The following is a 19,352-nucleotide window of genomic DNA, read 5'->3' on the forward strand; positions in this document are numbered from 1 at the left end:
GCGTGCCGATGGGGAGCCAGGAATGACAGCAGCAGTAATTTTTGATCTCTTCGGTACGCTTGTGGAGATTTGAAACCGGCAGAGTCCCTATCGACTGCTTCTCCGCCTAGGCTCACAGCAGGGGGAGGGCTTTCGCAGACTGATCGAGTTCACCAGCGCAATCACTCAGGACAGCAGGTGAACCCCTTCGGATCTATACGGCGTCATGCTGGCATTGTTAAGGAGTTATGGCACCAGAAGTAATTCACGCCACCCTAGCTTTACCGGCCAAATCGCCCTAATGGTCATTTTGTTCTCGACGTACTCCTCGGGCAGCGGCCGGGAAATTTGTCGACTAGAACGTTGCCAAGGAGGCTAAGGTTTTTACTGCAGCCCTACGATGCCCAGAAAGTCTGATGTGCTCGCAGAAGCATGCACTCGCAGATCTGCCCTTCAAATCCTTAAGTGCTTGGTGGAGATCTGGAGCTGTGAGCTTTGGGTGTCGGTGCTTCGTACCTGTCTCCGCCATCGGTGCTTTCGTGGTGTTTACCCGTCGAATATGGCATATAGCCGCTATTGGATTTTGGCGCAGCGTCACTGCTGCATCGATTGGATTATTAGCGGTCATTCGCCTGCTCAGCGGGACACGGAAGGCCATTGCATGGAATCGGGTAGATGCTGGGAGCTATCAAAAATCGCTTAGGGCTGGCGTGCGAAGCAGTTGTGGTTGGAGGGAAAGCTGCGTGGAGAGTGCTGTCCACCCAGCGTCAGGGCGGCAACGTTGATCCTTTCTTTGAGCCGTTGACCCCCATCATTGTCACGGATGGCCGATCGGCTCGGTATGAACGCGAGCTGCTACGTGCCCTGGAAAACCCCGATGTTCTGAACATCGCGCTCACAGGTAGCTATGGCGCCGGTAAGAGCAGCGTGCTGAAGACGTTCTTCAACAATCATCCACAGTTCAACCACACCTATGTGTCTCTAGCGACCTTCAGCAAACCCACCTCGGGTTTGACACCTCAGCCGAGTGGTCAACCTTCTGAGCCTGACTCGGAACCTGACGGGCCGGCTGCTAATGAGGGCGAGAACACACCAGGCGATGTCGACCTAGTCAATCGCATTGAAGAGACCATCGTCCAGCAACTGCTCTATGCGGTGCCCGCAGCGAAAGTCCCCAAGACTCGCCTGAAGCGGATTGCCCAGGCCTCAACCTTCAGTATCAGCATGCGCACCTTCGGGTTTAGTCTGCTTGCCGTCTGCGCTTTGAGGCTCTATGTGCCGAAGCTCGCGATGATAAAAACCGTGTCGCTGGAATGGCTGCTCGAGGGCTTGATGGTTGTTCCCGAGTCTGCAGCACTGGCTGGCGTGGCCATTGGTGCTGTCTATCTCTTGTACTCGGGGTTGAGGTTCATGTCCCTGTTCACTATCGATGGTCTGACTCTCAAGGGAGGCAAGCTTGAGGCGACTCACCATGGTTCGGTGCTTCATAAGAACGTCGACGAGATCATCTATTGCTTCGAGCGCAGTGATATCAACGTAGTGGTCATTGAAGACCTGGATCGCTTTGACATTCAGGATATCTTCTTCAGGCTGCGAGAGATCAACTTCATCATCCAGCGATCACCTCAGGTCAGGCGTTCTGTCCATTTCGTCTACGCCATCCGTGACGAGCTGTTCACGGTCACGGACAAGACGAAGTTCTTCGACCTCATCATCCCCATCATCCCTGTGATTAACTCCGAGAACTCCAGGGAAAAGCTGGTCGAGCTCATGAAGGCGCGGCAGGTGGCCGGCAAACCACTGGATGATGGCTTGAACCTCAAGCTCATTGAGACGGTTTGCTACTACATTGACGAAATGCGGCTGATCAAGAACATCGTCAACGAGTATGACGTCTACGCAAATGTACTGGCCAAGGACGGACTGGAGCTAGATCCCAACAAGCTTTTTGCCATGGTTGCTATTCGAAACCTACACCCTAATGCCTATGCTGACTTGGTCAAGCGAAGGGGCGCGATCTATGGGGTCATCGAGGGCTATGCGGCGTGGGTAACAGCCGAAGCCAAGCTGCTCGAAACGGCAGCTAAAACCCTCAAAGATCAGCGCGTTAGGCGCGAGGACGAGGTGGCTGACAACCTGCAACAACTGCGTACCTGTGTCTGGTACGAGCTTATCAAACTTGGGAATAAACCCACTGCAAGCCAGGTTCGACTCGATACAGGTGCCACTTTTTCGCTAATCGACTTTGTTTCTGACTCCGCTTTTTCCCAGGTTGAGGCGTCTAGGACGGCGGTAATGATGACACCATCCCCCTGGAGCGAAGGCGGGCAGGGGTTCCAGACTAGAAAGGCGTTACAGCAGGCTCGATACGATGAGCGCCTGAAACGCTTCCAGACCTCGCTTGATGAGCTGGATGAGCAACTTGAAACGAACCGTAGCAAGGTGCAGCGTCTCAAAACAGCGGGTTTCCGACAGATCGTATCCATGGGGTACGGCAGTGAAGTGGCGAAGCGTCTGAAGGGGTTGGAGCTTATAGTCTTTTTGGTTCACCGCGGTTTTTTCGACACTGATTATGTCGATTACCTCGGCTATTTCTATGAGGGCTCACTCACCCAATCTGACAAGAACCTCATCATGGGACTGGTTCGGGGTGAGGAGTACGATGTAACCACCCCAATACATAATCCGGAGCTTGTGGTCAGAAAGCTGGATCTGGATTCGGTAGCTGATGGGCGCGGCATCATGGTTGATCTCATCCAAGAGCTTTTGCATATGCACAAGGATGACGCGGTTGCCAGGAAGGACAAGCTTCGCATGATCCTCCGAAGTGGTCATGATTACACGGAGCGATTCGCCGAGGCCGTTGCATCGATTACTCCTCGGTGGCAAGCCACGGCACTTATGAGAGCCATGTATGGCGCAGATCGCGACCTCATCCCTTTGCTGCTGAACCATGATCGGTTTAAAGCCCCCGTCTTGCGTCAGCAGTACCTCGTTGCGCTTCTGGATGTTCTGGCACCGAAGGAGATGCAAACGCTCGACGATAAGCCTCGCGTACTGAGGAAGGCCATCAGTGAGCTTCGTGAGGCGTCGGTTATTGCCGCGAAGCTTGCGAGTAATCAGAGCGGATGGAGGTGGGTCAGGGAGCTGCCGGCACAATTCTCCAGCCTTGATGCGAGTGCCACGGCCGCAGATCTGCGGCAAATGGTGGAATGGGGTTGCTTGGCATTGAACCTTAAAATGCTCCAGTTGCTCTGCCAGACGCTGGATCCAGGGAATCACAGCGATAGGGTCACGTACCATCGGCTCAGCAAACTGGAACTCACTGGCCTGGACAGCATGATCGAGGAGGATCCGGACGGTTTCGTGGCGCAACTCGTAAGCCAAGAGGGGGCGCTCGAAGAGACACCAGAATCGCTCGTGGCCTTGTTCGGACTTTGCCAGAGCGAACCCTACACACTGGAGGTATTGCTCGAACAGACAACTTGCAGCGTGGCTGACCTTGACGCGGTACCGACTTCGTTATGGGCGAAGATCCTGATGGCGGGACGTGTTCACGCTGTTGGTGATGCGGCTTGGACGTACTTCAATCGTGCGCTTCTACCTGATAAAGAATCCGAAGGCTTCGTCGATTTGGGTGAGTCGGCACTGGCTACATTCGTTGATTTTCTGAAGCACAATGCTCAAGACCTGGCTGAAGAATTATGGAATGACGCGAAACGCAACGATGTCTTGCAGACATTCCTCATCCGCGCGCCGCAAGTCGACAATGCAACCCTTCGCACGCTTTTCTCGAAGGTCGTGTTGAGCCCAGGGGTTGTCATGGACACCGCGACGCCTCGCAACCGGTGGAGCATGTTCGTCAATAGTGACATGGTCGAGTACCGGGAAGACATCAGGGCGTTCATTGCCGAACATGCCTTCGCGTATCTAGGCACCTACCTCATCCGCCGATGGAGCCTTGCCCGTGAACAGATGGACATGTCGGCATTACCGGTGTCGTTGGCCCTTGAGCTGAGCAACGCAGATGTGTGCTCAACAGTTGAAGAAATTGAGATGTGGTCGGGCATTCCCGGAGATGCCTATGACACATGCGAAGGTGCCGTTGAAGCATTGGCTAGAGCGTGTGATCGCGCGACCAGAGACGGATTGAGGTTCCCGACGGCATACCTCCCGACGATGCTGAAGCTGCTCCCGGACGGAGCGCTCTCTAGAGAGCAGAGGATCCACATGCTGATCCATGCGCTCTCGATGGGCTGCAGTTGGCTGGAAGCTGTTGTCGTGATGCCGCTCGCCGGCGAGGATTATCTGGCCTTACTCAAAAAACGGCGCGTGAACTTCCCGGCTCATGATGCAGATCGCCGACTGATCGATGCCCTCGCTGCAAGAGGTTTTGTGGGGGCCGTTAAACCTGAAGCCAAGCGGATTGTGGTTTGGAGCAAACGCAACTGAGCCCGAGGTGTAGCTCGTCATCTTGTCCCCTTTACAAGGCGCCTACGTCTGGCAGCCAGAGCGGCTCGCTGAATCCACAGCCTAAACGCGCTGTAGGCTCAAAGGCCGCTTTGCCAGGTTGAATTGAGAGTTGCGATGGTACCGTCACCGGCGGGGTGTGACTGAGCAAGCCCAGACGCTTCCCTGTCCAGTCTGAGTTGCCTCCGACCTTTGCAACTTCGCTTTTGCCATCATAGTGATGTCATGCGCTACTGCTTGGTGTAACCTTGCCTGCTTCTAACCCTCTCAATGCCTAGTGACGTGCCTTACAGGTCAATCATCGGCATTTTCCGCCAGAGCGAGCGCAATCGCTCCAGAGGTGGGCATGGAGGGATCTCAACGAATCGGAGCAAAGGATGGCGCGTAGAACGTTTTTCTCCTTCCACTACCAGGAAGACGTGTGGCGAGTCTTTAACGTCAGGAAATGCTGGGATATCGGTAAAGATCGAGAGGCGGATGGATTCTTTGACGGCAGTGTGTTCGAAGCTTCCAAGAAGGAAGGAGATGACGCGCTGAAGGCTTTTCTTCGCGAGGGTCTGAAGAACACCTCTGTGACGTGTGTACTGGCCGGCCAGTACACCGCTGCCAGGCGGTGGGTGAGGTATGAGATCGTACGCAGTGTTTTGAAGGGGAATGGGCTACTCACTGTTGATATCCACGGCATCAGGAATGACAAACAGGTGCTTGGCGTGAAAGGCACAGACCCACTGGCTGAGGTGGGTGTCTACCTCGCCAACGACAAGATTTACTTCGCGGAGCGAAAAGACGGCAAGTGGGTGAAGTACTCGGACTACGCCTCCGCCATTCCTGCCTCTGATCTGTGGTTTGACGCTCCTACCAGCAGCTCGGTTATCCAGCTGTCCAAACACTGCATGAGATATGACTTCGCGGCTCAGAATGGCCGTGAAAACATCGCGGGGTGGATCGAAACCGCAGCTGGCCTAGCCGGTCGTTGACAGCACGGCATTAAGCCTACTGCCCGCAACAATTCATATCCCAGTGCATTCAGGATCACACATGGCAGCCACCCAGCGCCTGGCCGGCGTCAGAGTTCACCTATCCGGTTCAAACAAAGAACTGCAAGCGGACATCGCCGAGTTTGTGCAGAAATTGGCAGCGAAGGTCTTCAGTGAGGGGGGCTCTATCGTCCATGGAAGTCACCCGTCTTTTACCGAGCCGCTGCGCAAAGCTGCAGAAAACTTCATCCAGGCAGGTGGTAGCAAGGGGGCGCTGACCCTGGTGAGGGCTAAGAGCTACTCCACCGAGCAGTACACGGCTGAAATCGAAGAGCAAAGGACATTTGCCTGTGTAGAAATCGTACCAGCCGATAACAGCGATGGCTTAGCCGGAGACGGCCTGACTCCGATGCGTGATTGGATGGCTGATCGTTCCGACGTCGTCGTCTGCGTGGGTGGTGCCTGGTGGGACGTCAACAAGGCAAAGGCGGGCGTTCCCAATGAACTAGATGCGATGCTGGAGCTTGGCAAGCCAGGGTTTGTAGTTGCGGGCTTTGGCGGGGCAATCGCCGGTTATCTCGAAGACTATCCTTCGCTGTTGTCCCGCCTGCGAAATGGCCTGTCTGAAGATGTGAACCGGACTATTGCTGAGAGCACGTCAGCTGACCAGATCGTAAAGCTGATTGTCGACCAGTTGATGAATCTACCGCTTACTCGGCGTAACGTTTCTCGCGGCCGGAATTTTCGCATTTTGGCGCTCGACGGTGGAGGGCTCAGGGGCACCTTCACGGCGGCAGTCTTGGCCAAGTGGGACGACATGCTGAAGGCGGGCGGTGGTAACGACCTCGTTTCGCATTTCGACCTGGTGGCCGGTACGTCCACGGGCGCGATTCTGGCCATTGGGCTCGCCATGGGTTTGAAGCCACGTGAAATCCTAGATTTTTATGAGAAAAAGGGCCCTCAGATTTTTCCGAAGGATCGGAAGCTTCGGCACTGGCTCAAGTCCAAACATGACTCAGCCACGCTCCGTAGTCTGTTGACTGAGGTGTACGGGGACAAAACGCTGGCCGCAGATTCACGCTGCCGCTTGGTGGTTCCGACTGTCAGGGCCAAGCAAGGTCAGGCAGAGGCAATTGTCACCCCACATAGCCCAGATCGCACTGCTTACCGGGATATCTCAGCGGTCGACGCTGCACTGGCGTCCTCCGCAGCCCCTACCTATTTTGATGAAGTTACCTTCAATGGGCCTGTCGCGTTGGAGACGTTCCTCGATGGTGGCGTCTGGGCCAATAACCCCATCCTTCCGGCGCTGGCTGAAGCGGTTCGATACCTGAAGATCCCTCTGGATAGGATCGATGTGCTGAGCATTGGCACACTGAGCAGTGAAAGCGACTTCACCGACCAGCTCGGAAAAGGGAAGGCGGGTTGGGCACCTCACAGCGTAGATCTCTTTTTTGCCGCTCAAGAACATGGCGCCCTGGTACTCGCGCAGAGCTTCCTGGGGCCGACACGTCATGTGCGTGTCAACCAGCAGACTCCTGACGAAATCAAGATGGATGACGCCGAGGCTATCCAGGAGATGGCGCAACGCGGAAATGAAGCGGCCATGGAGCACTTCGCCGAGGTGCGCTCCAGATTCTTTGACGGCCAGCATGTTGATCCGTGGGAGCGCTTCTAAGACGGCATGGGCGCTTGGGAGATAGTCACCTGGCACCCGTTTGGTTACTGACGTTTCATCGACCCTGATTGCGAGGCGGTCATGTCATTCATCTATCAGCTCGCTGTCTTGGGAGCGCCCTCGGCTGAGCAACTCTCTGAGCTTGAAGCCGCCGTAGCCGATGCGGTTTCAATGTTTGGCTTGAGGTTGGGCCATGAAGTTGGCTGGGAAATAGCTCCTGCTGCTTTCACTCCTCATCAGCAACGGTCGGCCGCCGTCGTATTTTTCGGTGGTGCGGGCGCTGACCATCCCAGCCTGCCAAGCCTGCTGCGTGGCGGCGTGCCTGTTGTGCCCGTCGTGTCCGACCTTGGTCGAGTCGCGACGGAAATTCCGGAAATCCTAAGGCCATTGAACTGCTTGGCGTACCGAAACGGTGGGGCGAAGCGGGTAGCTGCTGCGCTTTTGGAGTGCGCAGGTCTGCTTCCGAAGCAACGCCGAGTGTTTGTCAGCTATCGGCGCGACGAGGCTCGGCAAGCTGCCCTGCAGATGTTCGACGCGTTGTCTGCCAGGCATTTCGATGTGTTCCTAGATACCCATAGCATAGCGCCGGCAGAAGATTTCCAGACCATGCTGTGGCATCGGCTTTGCGACTCTGACGTGCTCTTGATGCTCGACACGCCGGACTACTTCAACAGTCGATGGACAGCAGCCGAATTCGGAAGGGCGCTTGCCAAGGGTATCAGCGTCCTTCGCGTAGGATGGCCTGAAGCCCAGCGCTCTACTCGACTGGGCACTGCAAGCTTGGCTGAGCTTGACGCGAGCGAGCTAGATGTTGCCACAGGACGGATTAGCGATCACGCGATTGACCGGATCTGCCTTCAGCTTGAAGAGGTTCGCAGCAAAAGTCATGCGGTTCGAACCGTTAACCTAGTCAGCAACCTGCGGAACGGCATTGAGACCATTGGGGGAGAGGTGATCGGCATGGGCGCCGGCCGCGGGATTCAGGTACGTCTACCTGATGATCGAATGGTGGTGGTTTATCCAACCGTCGGAGTGCCGACCTCCACGACTATGCACGAAGCTTCATTGAACTCACCTGATGAGTCCGTGGCCATACTCTATGACCATGTAGGCCTGCATCCCCAGTGGATGAATCATCTGGACTGGCTGGGCCAGCACATTCGGGCGACGCGCTGGGTTAAAGCAAGTGAAGCGGCCTGGCAATTTGCAGACTGGAGTGCATAGAAATGGGCGCGATTTTCCTCTCAGCAAGTATCCCTGTAGTCGGACGAGGACAGTACTACGAGACCGCTGACCCGTTTCTGATCCAGTGCGCCGTTCGCGAGATGGCCATCGCTACCGTTCGCCGGCACAAGATTGTATGGGGTGGCCATCCTGCCATTACCCCAATGATTTGGAGCATCTGTGAAGACCTAGGGGTTGAATACACAGAGTCTGTTGTTCTGTATCAAAGCCGCTTTTTCGAAGGGCGCTACCCTGAAGAGAACCAACTGTTTGATAACGTAGTTTATACCGATTCCGTGCCCGGCGATATTCAAGCTAGTTTGCAACTAATGCGGGAGGAGATGCTCTCCCGTGAGGATTTGATTGGGGCTGTATTCATTGGTGGCATGGATGGTGTTGAGGTCGAATACGAGATATTCAAGCGGTTCAATCCTCAGGCTTTCATTCTCCCAGTTGCCGCCCCAGGCGGTGCAGCGCTTAATCTCGCTCGTGACAAAGGCTACTTTGATGGGCCGGAGCTAGATGACATAGACTTTGCCACGCTCTTCAATCGTTATTTGCCAGTTTAATCGCACGGAGGAGGATTGGCCTCCGAAAGTCGCGAATGGGTCAAGGCGTGTAATCAATATGGTCAAGGAATATCATGTATCTCGGATTTGAGCTCGAAAACTTCCAGCCACTGGAGCGCGTGTCGAAAAAGGAGGTAGATGAATACAAAGCGCGCGCACGCAACCTCAATATCCAGGATCTGGCAGAATTCGTAGTGACTAGACTACAAGGCCATGATGTTCTCGATGCCAAGGGACTCGCGGACATACTATTTCCAGCGAAGAAGGCTCACATTTTTCTCTCTCATTCCCACAGGGATGAAGACAACGCGATAAAATTCGCTATCGCGATGGAAAGGCGAGACGTGAAGGTCTTCATTGACTCATGCGTGTGGGGATCTGTGGACGCTGTTTTAGACGTTGTGAATGAGAAGTACTCTGACTCCGAAGTCGTTGGCGATCAGAAATATTTCTCGCACAGAAAGTGTGATTTGGCGTCAGCAGCTGTGCATATGCTGCTGACGACTGAGCTTAATAGAATGATCGATGATACCGAGTGCTTCGTTTTTTTGAATACGAAGCAATCTGTTCCGATAAGGCAGCAAGGGCAGGAGAATGGCAGAATGCTGACACTGTCTCCTTGGATCTATTCGGAACTGTCTTTCAGTGCGCGGGTGCGTAGTAGAAAGCCCTCTAGAAAACGGTTGTCGAAGCCCAGTAAGTTTCGTGTTGCTGAAGATTGCATGCAGAGTGTATTTCATCTTGCGAGATCTGCTGTCTTTGGATTTGACGCAGACTCCGGTCATCTTCCCACGATCACAGGTGAAGAGTTGAGGGAGCACTTCCTGCATACGCGTTATCGAGGAGGCTTTTATCTTGATTCACTCTATTACCAATACGAACTTGAGGAAGCATTTTCCGAAAGGGCAGTTGACTTTGCATTAATAGATTAGCCTTGAGGCGAGAGTGAGGGGTAGCCGGATCCTTATGGTATCGAGTGAAATATTCGCTTAACTTGATTCGCCAAGATCGGCTAAAGTGAATCGTGCATCCCAGTTTTGTGCTGCGATAGAGTGGGAATTGAGCAATGGATTGCGATCAACTGATAAACGACCTCCGGGACTACATGGCTTCTGAGCAAGGTTCTCGCGAGGCTGCAATCCAGTCGCTATTCGAAGGGCTTGTTAGAGACAGTGAGCTAGTAGGGCTCGCCGCACACCTTCAATTGTCTGACGATACGGCCTTAAAGTCAGTGATCAGAGAAATCTCTGCGCGACAAGGCGTAATCAATCGGCTTCAGAAGCGCCTCCTGGAGTTGCGCAACGAGCGGCAGGTTAGCCAGGTGGTATCTACGCGACCAGGTAAGAACAAGGGCTCGCTTTTGAGAGAGCTCACCACCCTTGTCGCCGCTGCTGACCTGCAAGCCGCGGAGCGCTTGCTTCTGACTGCGCTGAAAGAGGGGGAAGACCCGGATTATTTGACCCTGTTGGGGCGGGTCTACACACTACAGCACCGTCCCGTAGAAGGGGCTAGGGCGATACAATCAGCTGATAGAATTCGGCGTCAGCAAGGTGCGTTCGTCCTTGATCGCACTATGAGCCCAGACCATCACAACCCAAGCGCAGCCGATTTGGATTTCATCCAGGAGAATGCGCGCCAATTCGCTCCTCTGGACGACGAGACCTTAGAGTCTCGGCATTTTCAGACTGACAGCGCGAGTGTCCGGGTGGAGCCGACCGCTAGACCGAATGATCGTGAGGCGGATGGCGTCGGCAGTGGGGAACAGCTGTATCGAGCGAATGGCACGAAGGAGCCCAAACGCCGGCTCAGCTTAAACCCAGCGGGGGTTAACTCGCCTAATCGCGATGCCAGTACACAGACCCGCAACGCAAGCGGCCGGGTGGACTCGGCCATTCGACCAAATGGCCGTGAAGTAGATGGTGTTGACAACGCACAACAGCTGCATCGAGCAACTGGCACGGAGGAACCCAAGCGCCGGCTCAGCTTAAATCCAGCGGGGGTTAACTCGCCTAAAAGCGATGCCAATACACAAAACCACAACGCGGGCGCCCAGGTGGATTCGACGGTTAATTCGCCCGATAATGATGGCAATAAGCAAGGTCACACTCTCGGCACGCCGGATCCTTCCCCGTGGCCGTCTTCACCAGTCGACAGCACCCAAAAAGTACATATAGATCTCCCTGCGGAGCCAGACCTGGAGGCCGAGGTAGACGTCTCCGCAAAACCATTGAGCCGCTTCCTGGCCGACGAGCCGGTGTCTGGTGCGTTGTCTGATTCCCGCGACGTTGATGTGTTCTACCTCGACCAGATTGAAGATGATGGCTCAATAGGTATGGGGGACATACCGTATTCGGAGGATGCCGACTTCGACCCAAACCTCGCAGCGGAATTGGCCGAGCTAGAACTGTACGGCACCACGAAAGCGCGTGAAGACAAATCCCAAAGGGACAGTGAGTACCTGAAGGACGCTGATGACGAGTTCGCTTTCTATGCATTCGATCCAGACACTGTGTTCGACAATGACAAGTATCAGGTCGAGCCCGCTGGGGGCGATTCAGAGAATCGGATAACGCGAGAGGAGCGTGCGAAGCAAAAGGCCGTAGAACTTGTGTACAGGTACGATTGGCCGCATGGAACGCTTCCCCTGATTCAACAGATTTACATCATGAGCGGATGGGGCGCGACCCGGGTGGCATTGGAACGAGCGATCGATGAAGGGCTGACTCCCGAGGAGCTCGTGCTCGCTGCGCACATCAAGGTCATCTGGGCTGACAACGACTTGTACTGGATCGCATTCGACAGTACTGGCAGCACCCGGCTGTCCTACCACGCGCTGTCTTGGCGTACGGCGCTGTTGATTGTCCGTTCATTTGAGTCGATACCACAGGTTGAGGAGATCGATGTCCTCCTGGAACAGCTTTTTGAGTACTGGTACGAAAACGCCACGCTTAGGCGGGTATTCAAAGCCTTCGCGAGGTACCTGTGGTACCGGTTTGGTGATGTCGATGGTGCCCTTCCCGCACGTCAGATGGGCGATTTTGACTCGCCCTACCAGCGCCCTGGAGAAGAGTACAGCGACCTTGGTATTCCGAATGATCTTGAGACAGTAAGTCTCCGGAAGCTTCAGGCATATGGCGTACCGCAGATCAAAGACCCGCAAGCACCGAGCTGCTATTTCAGCGATCTCCCCGTTAGTACGGAGGAGGGTGTTGACGTCGCTTCGACTAAACATCAAAACGATCAGCCAGCTGAACTGAATGGCAGCGAGGTTCGCTCCGATGTCCTGGTAGACACTCCTAACTCGGAGCTGGCCGGGCAAGGCATTCGCGGATGACCAGGACAGCAATGGTCAGCTGCGCCACGCAAACAGACGATACAGGCTTGTCCTGCCCAACCACTCGTAAATTGGACTCACAGGGAGTACTGCATGAAGCCGCTTGAACTTACTCACGTACAGGGTTGCTGGGTTAAGCGCTTACGTCCCGGTGGCGAAGAGGAGATTGGTGTCGTCAAGATGGCAATCCCCGAGACTGGGAAGACCCAAGTTCACTGGATTCGAGCGGGTAGTGCGAGCTTCGTTGATTCTGATGCCCTGAAATCGGGCTTTGTGAATGGCCAAGACGTCCTCGACGCGACGCCCGGGACAGGTGTTCGCTCGCTAGGCCAGGGCGCGATCATGCAGCTCAGAGACCTAGCTGGCAGCGAGCAGGCGCTCGTGGATTTCCCTGAAAAGGGAGAGCGACACTGGCTGCCGTACCAGTACCTACGTCAGGTTAAGGGTGTAAGGCATCGGTTTGTGACCGCTCAGATGGGGGGCGAGCCGGACGCTGAGCGTGTACGACTGCGGTTGCTCGCTCACGCCATCAAAGTATGGAATGAGAACACGGGATCCCTGTCTCACCTGGAAATTGACCCGCTGCCACATCAAATCAACTTGGTGCATCACATCCTCGCGTCGAACAATCTGAGCTGGTTGATCGCCGATGATGTTGGTCTGGGCAAAACGATTGAAACGGGCATGTTGCTCCACGCGCTGATTCAGCGAAAGCGTGTGAAACGCATCCTCCTGATCACGCCCGCGGGGTTAACCAAGCAATGGCAAGATGAGCTGTACTACAAATTCAAGCTCGAAGATTTTGAAATCTATCATGAGGATTTCTTCGTCAACGAGCCGCGCCAGTGGAAGATGCACGACTGTGTGATTGGGTCGCTGGATCGCCTCAAGCAACCTGATCACCTCGAAAGCCTGCTCCAGGCAGAGCCTTGGGATTTGGTCATCTTCGATGAAGGTCACCGACTCAGTCGTCGCCAGTACGGCCTGAAATACGAGAGTTCTGAGCGCTACGATCTTGCCAAAGCGCTTCGGAGCCGCACAGAGCACATGCTGCTTCTCAGTGCGACTCCTCACCAGGGTATGCAGGACAAGTTCGTAGCGTTGCTTGAGTTGCTGCGCCCGGAACGGCGGGAAGAGCTTCAAATGCTCAGCCTCAAGCCCGAAATCCTGCGTGACATGGTTTACCGCAATCACAAGGCAGACGTCACCGATGCTGATGGACGCTTCATTTTTGAGGGGAAAATTACCTCTGCGCTGCGGGTATCCAGCAGCCAGGAATTGATTGACTTCGATCAGACCCTGCAGCACTACCTGCGCAAAGGGTATGCCGCAGGCGAGGCTTTAGGTCAGACAGGTAACGCTATTGGCTTTGTGATGACGGTGTACCGCAAACTCGCCGTGTCTAGTGCAGCTGCGATCCACCAGGCTCTTCGGAATCGACTTCAGCGGTTGCTGGACAACTTTGGTGAAGACACGATATCCAGTGCACCGGCTGATCAGCGCTATGCGGGGGAGTGGGAAGAGCAGGTCAGTGGTGAGGCAGAAGAGTTCTTCGCAGGGGAGATTCAGCTCCTCAAGCAGCTCATCGATGACGCTGCGCTGCTCATGGCGAAAGATTTGAAACTCACGGAGTTTCTCGACAAGGTCATCGGGGCAATCCATGCGAAGAACCCTGAAGAGAAGGTGTTGATCTTCACCGAGTACCGAACCACACAGCGCTATCTAAGGGATGCACTGGCGGCCCGCTTTGGTGAGGACAAAGTCGCGCTCATCAATGGTTCCATGCAGCACGTGGAGCGTCGAGAGGCGATCGCTCAATTTGAGACGCAGGGTCGGTTCCTTATTTCCACCGAGGCGGGTGGTGAGGGTATCAACCTACAGAGACAGTGCCACATGATGGTGAACTATGACCTGCCCTGGAACCCCATGCGCCTTGTCCAGCGGATTGGTAGGTTGTATCGCTATGGGCAGAAGATGAAGGTCGTTGTGTTCAACATCCAGCAGTCCGATAGTCTGGATCAGGAGATCGTTGATCTGATGTACCAGCGGATCGATAGCGTTGTCGATGATTTGTCTGAGGTTCAGCATCATGAATTCAACGAAGGCCTGAAGGACGAAATCCTCGGCGAATTGGTGGATCTCATCGATGTGGATGACATCCTTCAGCAAGCAACGAAGCTAGGTATCGAACGTACCAGCGAGCGTATTGACGCTGCCTTGGAGGAGGCCAAGCGGGCTGCTGAGAAGCAGAGGGAAATCTTCGCCCATGCCGCGACTAACGACATCAACGAATTGGGGGATCAGGTGGCAATTAACATCGATCATCTCCAAAGCTTTGTCATAGGCATGTTCGGCCAGCTTGGTGTTGAAATCTCTGTTCCTAGCAACGAACCGCGGCTCTTGCGAATTCGCTTGCCTGACCTGGTCATGCAAGAGCTGGGACGCAGCAGAAAAACTTCGTCGCGTATGGATGTCACCGTTGACAGGGAGCTCGCTGCTCGTCGCCCAGAGATCCAGATGTTGGATTTGACCTCGCAATTGATGCAGTACCTGCTTGCCAAAGCATGTTTGTATGACTTTGACGGCCTGGCAGGATCTGTTTGCGCACCAAGCCTAGGGAGGGAAGATGGCGCATTGCTAGGAGCGATGCTTCGCTGGCAAGGCCCGCAGGGGAATCGTGTGCGCCAGGAGTTTGTGACTATTTTGGCCGGGCAGGGGGGAATCAAGATCAACTCTCCAGAGGCCAGTAATTGGTTGATGACGCCCGCGCGTTTCAGTGCACAAACGACATCAGCACCCTTATCGAAAGCGCTTTTTAATGCAGCCGATGAGGTGGCCAACAAACGGTTGGCCGAGCTGAGCAATCAGTTCCTGATACCTGAAAACCTTGATTGGGCAGGAGCGGCCTGGACGTTTCCCCGCTGAATGCAGGAGCTATGTCCCGAGCAATCCTGCGGAGTGGGTGCCGGCGCTTGCAAGGTGCCGGCACTCCAATGCCAGTCGCTACTCTCTTACATGAAGCCTCGGTCAATTGACCTAGGCAGTGCAGTCCATAAACACCTTGGCCATCAAGAGTTTGAGGACAAAAGAAAGCCCGCTGCTAGGTGGGCAGGGTCTATCATATGTTGGGATGACTTGCGGTTGGCGAGTGCGATCGAGAACCCGATGTATCTTACCAGTTCAGCCATTTTTGCAATGTCGGTACGAGTGCTGAACTTTTCGGTGTGCGGGGCGGATGCTTGCCATTGAAATAGCCGCCTACTCAGGGTCTAGCCCTGGTAGTACGGAATCGTTGGCGATTAATCAGAGTTTTGAGGTCGAAGGACTAGTGATTCGGGTTGTTGGGCCTGTTTTATCTGCCAAGGTCTTACAATCTAGCTGCGTATTGCTCTATATTTTTCACACATTACCATGACCTCTCCCAAAAAATTAGGATCGATATCACCAGTGCTTTCCACGTGGACGAATTTTTTGGTTTCTAGCCATCTTATGATGTTTGGCTCTGTGTAATCATCTAGCTCACAATGATGCTCGTAAAAGTCTTTAACCAGTGGGCTGTAAATGATTGCTGTAGGGCTTTCCGGAATTATCTGATACAGGGCGCCGTATGAGCGTGCCTGAGTGAAGTCGGTCGTGCAGATAAGCGACCTACTACGTGCAAGTGCTCCAAAATTTCTAAAAAACCAAAGATCCGCGATTTCGTGAACTGTAGAATCAGTATTTTGTGGAGCGCGGGGTTTGTGATAAAAGATGTTCAGTTGCTGCTGTTCTTCCAGTAATTGCGAAAATCCACGAAATATTTTTGGCATTATCTTTCCCTAGAAATTCATCATGATAAATAAAACTGATTCCGATGTCAAAATTAATAATTTTTTTGTACTGGCGGGTCTTGACCTTTTGGAGCAAAGGTATCGTATTGTAGAGGAGGTGTCTGGCGGAAAGAGTTCTACCGCTTTCTATGGGGTGGATGAACAGACTGGCAGGCAGGTGTTCATTAAGATGGCTATCTGTCCTAGGTCAGAGCTCGAAAAGGCCCGGTTTCGAAATGAGGCGAGATTCCTCAAGGCGCGTGCTGGACAGAATGGAATTATAAAAAAAACCGCCGAGTATCTTGCACATGGCGAGATCTTTGATGGGCGGGTCTTGTATCTAGTCACTGAAAAAATTAATGGTGTATTATTGTCCGAATGGATTGAAAACCATTGGGCAGCAAGTAGCTTGTCTGATCGCCTACTGATCGCATATCGGGTTTTTGGGGCATCTGAATATTATGGAATATCTACGACTCATCGTGATCTCCATCCGGGCAATATAATGCTGCTGGACGAGGTCGTTGACATGCGATCTCGTGTTCCTGATTACAAGGCTATTATTTTAGATTGGGGGCAGTCTTGTACCACCTCAGATTATTATGAAGAGCCTGATGCTGATATGGTCACGATTCGAAACGGAATAGGTCGTGAGATTACCAACTCTTTTTATAATCTTCCTCCGGAAACCTTCAAGGACTGGGATGAGTGGGGTGAACATGTGCCAAAATATGACTCTTGGGCAATGGGCTTGTTGTTGTATAGGCTAGTAACTGGGGAGGACATGTTCTCATTCACCAATATAGGTCAGTTCGCTCAAGCTATGAGACGGATCGAGTCGAACGTTGATTCCAGGCTCTGGCAGCTTCAGCACCACGCCGGAGGTAAGTCTAGTATACTGCGCGGGCTGATAGGGCGCCTGCTTAAGGTAGATCAAAGAGCAAGAATGTCTATCCAAACAGCCAGGCAGGCGCTTTGGCTTATCATAGAAGAAGATTTTGAACCTGCCGACTATGGCATGATTCAGCGTTTTTTAGATGACCCGAATGGTTTCGATGAGGTGCATTGGAAGTTTTTTGAAACGGATCCACTTGCATATATCTACTAGAATTTATGTAGTTTTTGAAACTCTGGCGCAGGCTTAAATTCCGAGTGCGCAAATAGGCCTTCCGCTTAAACGCTGGAATTAACTAATAGTAAGCAGTTGGTTCGTTGGCCTAAACAGGCTCCGCCATAGAAGCTATGAGAGCCTTGGAAGCAACGATTTTTCGCACCATCGATTCGGGACGTGGATTGTAGAGAGTTACAAGAGGACTGAAAGTCAATTTCAGTCCGTTCCGAATTTCCAATTGGCGCTATGGAGTTTGCTCCGAAGAAAGAAGTCGATGAGGCAGATCAGACACTCCCAGCCTGATGGCCGCGCTTAGACTGTTGAGGATGCAAAGGGGCCGAACTCACGGCCCCTTTTTTTGCCCGGGTGGCTAAGAGCTAGGTGCTGTTTAGCCCAGCTACAGGGCCGCGAAAGTTATCATCAGAATTTCAGTTGAAGCGCCCTTGATGGCCGCCATTTCAATTTGTCTTCGAGCCACCAGTGCACAGCCGACCTCATCCAAGAGGCGGTTAAGTCACTTGGTTTTTTAGCTCGACATGAAAGCGCCACCTAATCAACGAATACCAGCTCCGCTTGCTCAGCGGGTACAGTAGCAGTGCGACTTTTGCACGTCAGGTGTCGTAATTGTTGAGGCGATGCTGCCGTTAGGCGGGGAGGTGTCGAGGAATTCAGCGGCCGCGTTCCATCCTTTGCAGCAAGGCCTCGAATTTCCGAGCAGAGTTTTTCGATCAGTTCGGCGCTCGACTGACCAGTGCTTTCACTGATGGTCAACGCAAGCAAGGTCAACGGGCTGAGGCCTAACCGCTCACTCAGTTGCTCAAGCTTGTCTAAGGTGACACTTGATCGGCCGGTTTCCAACTTGGAGAGGTAGGTACGACTGATCGTGTCCGCGAAATCCCTCTGGGAAACATTGCGCTGGCCGCGTACCGCACGCAACACAGTGGCGAAGGAGGCTTTCAGGCTCATGAAATCATCCTATTCATTGCATCTTCAGGCCGCACAGCTATTTAGGCTCCTTGGTGTGGGGCTATCCCGTCAAAGCGTTGCCATCAGCAGAGAGTCTAACACGGTGTTTTCCACCTGCCTTTTATCCAGGTGTATCGTATTTTGAGCGGGGGTTTAGAGCTTTGTAAGGGTATCGATCCCTGGTGATTGAGCAGCCAGGCTGCCAAAAGAGTTGGTGGCATCCACATACTTCAAAGCAGATTTCATATCTCGCCACCCCACATAGCTCATCAAGCCTTTGATGTCCCACCCGTTCGCCGATGCCCAGGTCGCAAAGCCCCTACGCATCGAGTGGCTGCTGTAGGTCGCGGCGGGGATGCCCGCAGCCTCCAGAATTCTTCGCAGCAGAGGGATCATGCTACTGGCCCTAAAACCTGTATCAGAAAGGTTTCCCCAGCGATCGAGCTTGCGGAACACGGGCCCATCCGCAATGCCTGCAACAGTGATCCAGTTGATATAGGCCTCGACTGGACAGAGCTGCTTCAGCGCCGGTGTATGGAAGGTGCTGCCGTGGTGATCACGATCGGTTTTGGAATAGGGCAGGTAGAACGTAATCCCCACGCCGGCTTCTGCCTGGGTCGTCTCTACCCGCAGCCTTGCCAGCTCATCGCTACGAAACCCCCGCCAAAACCCAATCAGCAGCAATGCGGTATCGCGCCGGTGCCGCATCAGGCCGCGGTAATCACCCGCCTCAATCGCCAGGCCGGCTTGCTTATCCAGCCAGCCGACCGCTTTCTGCAGATGGCGCAGCTGCAGAGGGGCGGCTTGCTTCTGCTGCGTAGGATGAACAACGCGGATGCCTTTGAGCATTTGCCGAACCTGAGGCGCCTTGGTTGGATCGGGGAAGCCCTGGGTGATGTGCCATTGCGCCAGAGCGGCAAGCCGCTGCCTCAACGTGCTGAGGGCAAGCGTCTCCGCATACTCCGCCAGGTATCGAACGATCCCCTCTGAAGTCGCCGGCAGGAAGCCGCCCCACGTTGATTCGTAGTGCTCTACGGCTGCTCGATAGCTCTTGCGGGTGTTGTCCCGCGTACCCGCAGTCAGGTACCGCTGCGCCTTATCCATCTGCCAAACCTGCGATTCGTACCCCATCTGGACACGATTCTGAACCATTTCAACCTATAAGAACACATAACTCTCCATTATTTACTCTTTAAATCTATGTCCTGATTGGTCATAAAATAAGCTAAGATGTC

12 protein-coding genes are annotated in these 19,352 nt (G+C 53.8%); 9 read left to right on the top strand and 3 right to left on the bottom strand.

What is annotated here, in order from left to right; genetic code table 11:
• Positions 1-654: 654 nt before the first annotated feature.
• The 8 genes from L1P09_RS12500 to L1P09_RS12535 all read left to right on the top strand — a co-directional run bounded on the left by L1P09_RS12500 (position 655) and on the right by L1P09_RS12535 (position 15,156).
• Positions 655-4,431, top strand: coding sequence for a YobI family P-loop NTPase (locus tag L1P09_RS12500; protein WP_119369881.1), 3,777 nt, complete (start codon positions 655-657; stop codon positions 4,429-4,431).
• 395 nt (positions 4,432-4,826) lie between these two features.
• Complete coding sequence (locus L1P09_RS12505) at positions 4,827-5,426, top strand: TIR domain-containing protein (protein ID WP_119369882.1); 600 nt, start codon at positions 4,827-4,829, stop codon at positions 5,424-5,426.
• A 61-nt stretch (positions 5,427-5,487) separates the two neighbouring features.
• Positions 5,488-7,104, top strand: a complete 1,617-nt coding sequence (locus tag L1P09_RS12510; RefSeq protein WP_119369883.1) for a CBASS cGAMP-activated phospholipase — start codon at positions 5,488-5,490, stop codon at positions 7,102-7,104.
• An 81-nt stretch (positions 7,105-7,185) separates the two neighbouring features.
• Positions 7,186-8,328, top strand: coding sequence for a toll/interleukin-1 receptor domain-containing protein (locus L1P09_RS12515; protein ID WP_119369884.1), 1,143 nt, complete (start codon positions 7,186-7,188; stop codon positions 8,326-8,328).
• Between the two features lie 2 nt (positions 8,329-8,330).
• A complete protein-coding gene (locus tag L1P09_RS12520) occupies positions 8,331-8,897 on the top strand; it encodes an SLOG domain-containing protein (RefSeq protein ID WP_119369885.1) in 567 nt (188 codons plus the stop codon).
• Positions 8,898-8,971: 74 nt separating this feature from the next.
• Complete coding sequence (locus L1P09_RS12525; RefSeq protein WP_119369886.1) at positions 8,972-9,829, top strand: TIR domain-containing protein; 858 nt, start codon at positions 8,972-8,974, stop codon at positions 9,827-9,829.
• A gap of 134 nt (positions 9,830-9,963) precedes the next feature.
• Positions 9,964-12,231, top strand: a complete 2,268-nt coding sequence (locus L1P09_RS12530; RefSeq protein WP_119369887.1) for a hypothetical protein — start codon at positions 9,964-9,966, stop codon at positions 12,229-12,231.
• Positions 12,232-12,324: 93 nt separating this feature from the next.
• Entirely contained in the window at positions 12,325-15,156 is a 2,832-nt protein-coding gene (locus tag L1P09_RS12535; protein ID WP_233444359.1) for a DEAD/DEAH box helicase, read from the top strand.
• Between the two features lie 449 nt (positions 15,157-15,605).
• On the opposite strand, the gene L1P09_RS12540 is transcribed toward L1P09_RS12535, so the two are convergent.
• Positions 15,606-16,040 carry a hypothetical protein gene (locus L1P09_RS12540; RefSeq protein ID WP_147406350.1) on the bottom strand — a complete coding sequence of 145 codons (435 nt, stop codon included), beginning with the start codon at positions 16,038-16,040 and terminating at the stop codon, positions 15,606-15,608.
• Positions 16,041-16,062: 22 nt separating this feature from the next.
• Here L1P09_RS12540 and L1P09_RS12545 point away from each other — a divergent pair, with 22 nt between their 5' ends.
• Positions 16,063-17,148 carry a protein kinase domain-containing protein gene (locus tag L1P09_RS12545; protein WP_119369889.1) on the top strand — a complete coding sequence of 362 codons (1,086 nt, stop codon included), beginning with the start codon at positions 16,063-16,065 and terminating at the stop codon, positions 17,146-17,148.
• A gap of 552 nt (positions 17,149-17,700) precedes the next feature.
• Here the strand turns inward: L1P09_RS12545 and L1P09_RS12550 are convergent.
• Complete coding sequence (locus L1P09_RS12550; RefSeq protein ID WP_235768915.1) at positions 17,701-18,117, bottom strand: helix-turn-helix domain-containing protein; 417 nt, start codon at positions 18,115-18,117, stop codon at positions 17,701-17,703.
• 153 nt (positions 18,118-18,270) lie between these two features.
• Positions 18,271-19,221, bottom strand: coding sequence for a site-specific integrase (locus L1P09_RS12555; protein ID WP_235768916.1), 951 nt, complete (start codon positions 19,219-19,221; stop codon positions 18,271-18,273).
• Positions 19,222-19,352 lie beyond the last annotated feature (131 nt).

Origin of the sequence: Pseudomonas juntendi (assembly GCF_021560075.1) — a bacterium.
GTDB lineage: Bacteria > Pseudomonadota > Gammaproteobacteria > Pseudomonadales > Pseudomonadaceae > Aquipseudomonas > Aquipseudomonas juntendi.

What these genes read in the sequence shown, in the direction of transcription:
- L1P09_RS12500 (WP_119369881.1), top strand. Translation starts at nt 655, where the DNA reads ATGCTGGGAGCTATCAAAAATCGCTTAGGGCTGGCGTGCGAAGCAGTT.
- L1P09_RS12505 (WP_119369882.1), top strand. Translation starts at nt 4,827, where the DNA reads ATGGCGCGTAGAACGTTTTTCTCCTTCCACTACCAGGAAGACGTGTGG.
- L1P09_RS12510 (WP_119369883.1), top strand. Translation starts at nt 5,488, where the DNA reads ATGGCAGCCACCCAGCGCCTGGCCGGCGTCAGAGTTCACCTATCCGGT.
- L1P09_RS12515 (WP_119369884.1), top strand. Translation starts at nt 7,186, where the DNA reads ATGTCATTCATCTATCAGCTCGCTGTCTTGGGAGCGCCCTCGGCTGAG.
- L1P09_RS12520 (WP_119369885.1), top strand. Translation starts at nt 8,331, where the DNA reads ATGGGCGCGATTTTCCTCTCAGCAAGTATCCCTGTAGTCGGACGAGGA.
- L1P09_RS12525 (WP_119369886.1), top strand. Translation starts at nt 8,972, where the DNA reads ATGTATCTCGGATTTGAGCTCGAAAACTTCCAGCCACTGGAGCGCGTG.
- L1P09_RS12530 (WP_119369887.1), top strand. Translation starts at nt 9,964, where the DNA reads ATGGATTGCGATCAACTGATAAACGACCTCCGGGACTACATGGCTTCT.
- L1P09_RS12535 (WP_233444359.1), top strand. Translation starts at nt 12,325, where the DNA reads ATGAAGCCGCTTGAACTTACTCACGTACAGGGTTGCTGGGTTAAGCGC.
- L1P09_RS12540 (WP_147406350.1), bottom strand. Translation starts at nt 16,040, where the DNA reads ATGCCAAAAATATTTCGTGGATTTTCGCAATTACTGGAAGAACAGCAG.
- L1P09_RS12545 (WP_119369889.1), top strand. Translation starts at nt 16,063, where the DNA reads ATGATAAATAAAACTGATTCCGATGTCAAAATTAATAATTTTTTTGTA.
- L1P09_RS12550 (WP_235768915.1), bottom strand. Translation starts at nt 18,117, where the DNA reads ATGAGCCTGAAAGCCTCCTTCGCCACTGTGTTGCGTGCGGTACGCGGC.
- L1P09_RS12555 (WP_235768916.1), bottom strand. Translation starts at nt 19,221, where the DNA reads ATGGATAAGGCGCAGCGGTACCTGACTGCGGGTACGCGGGACAACACC.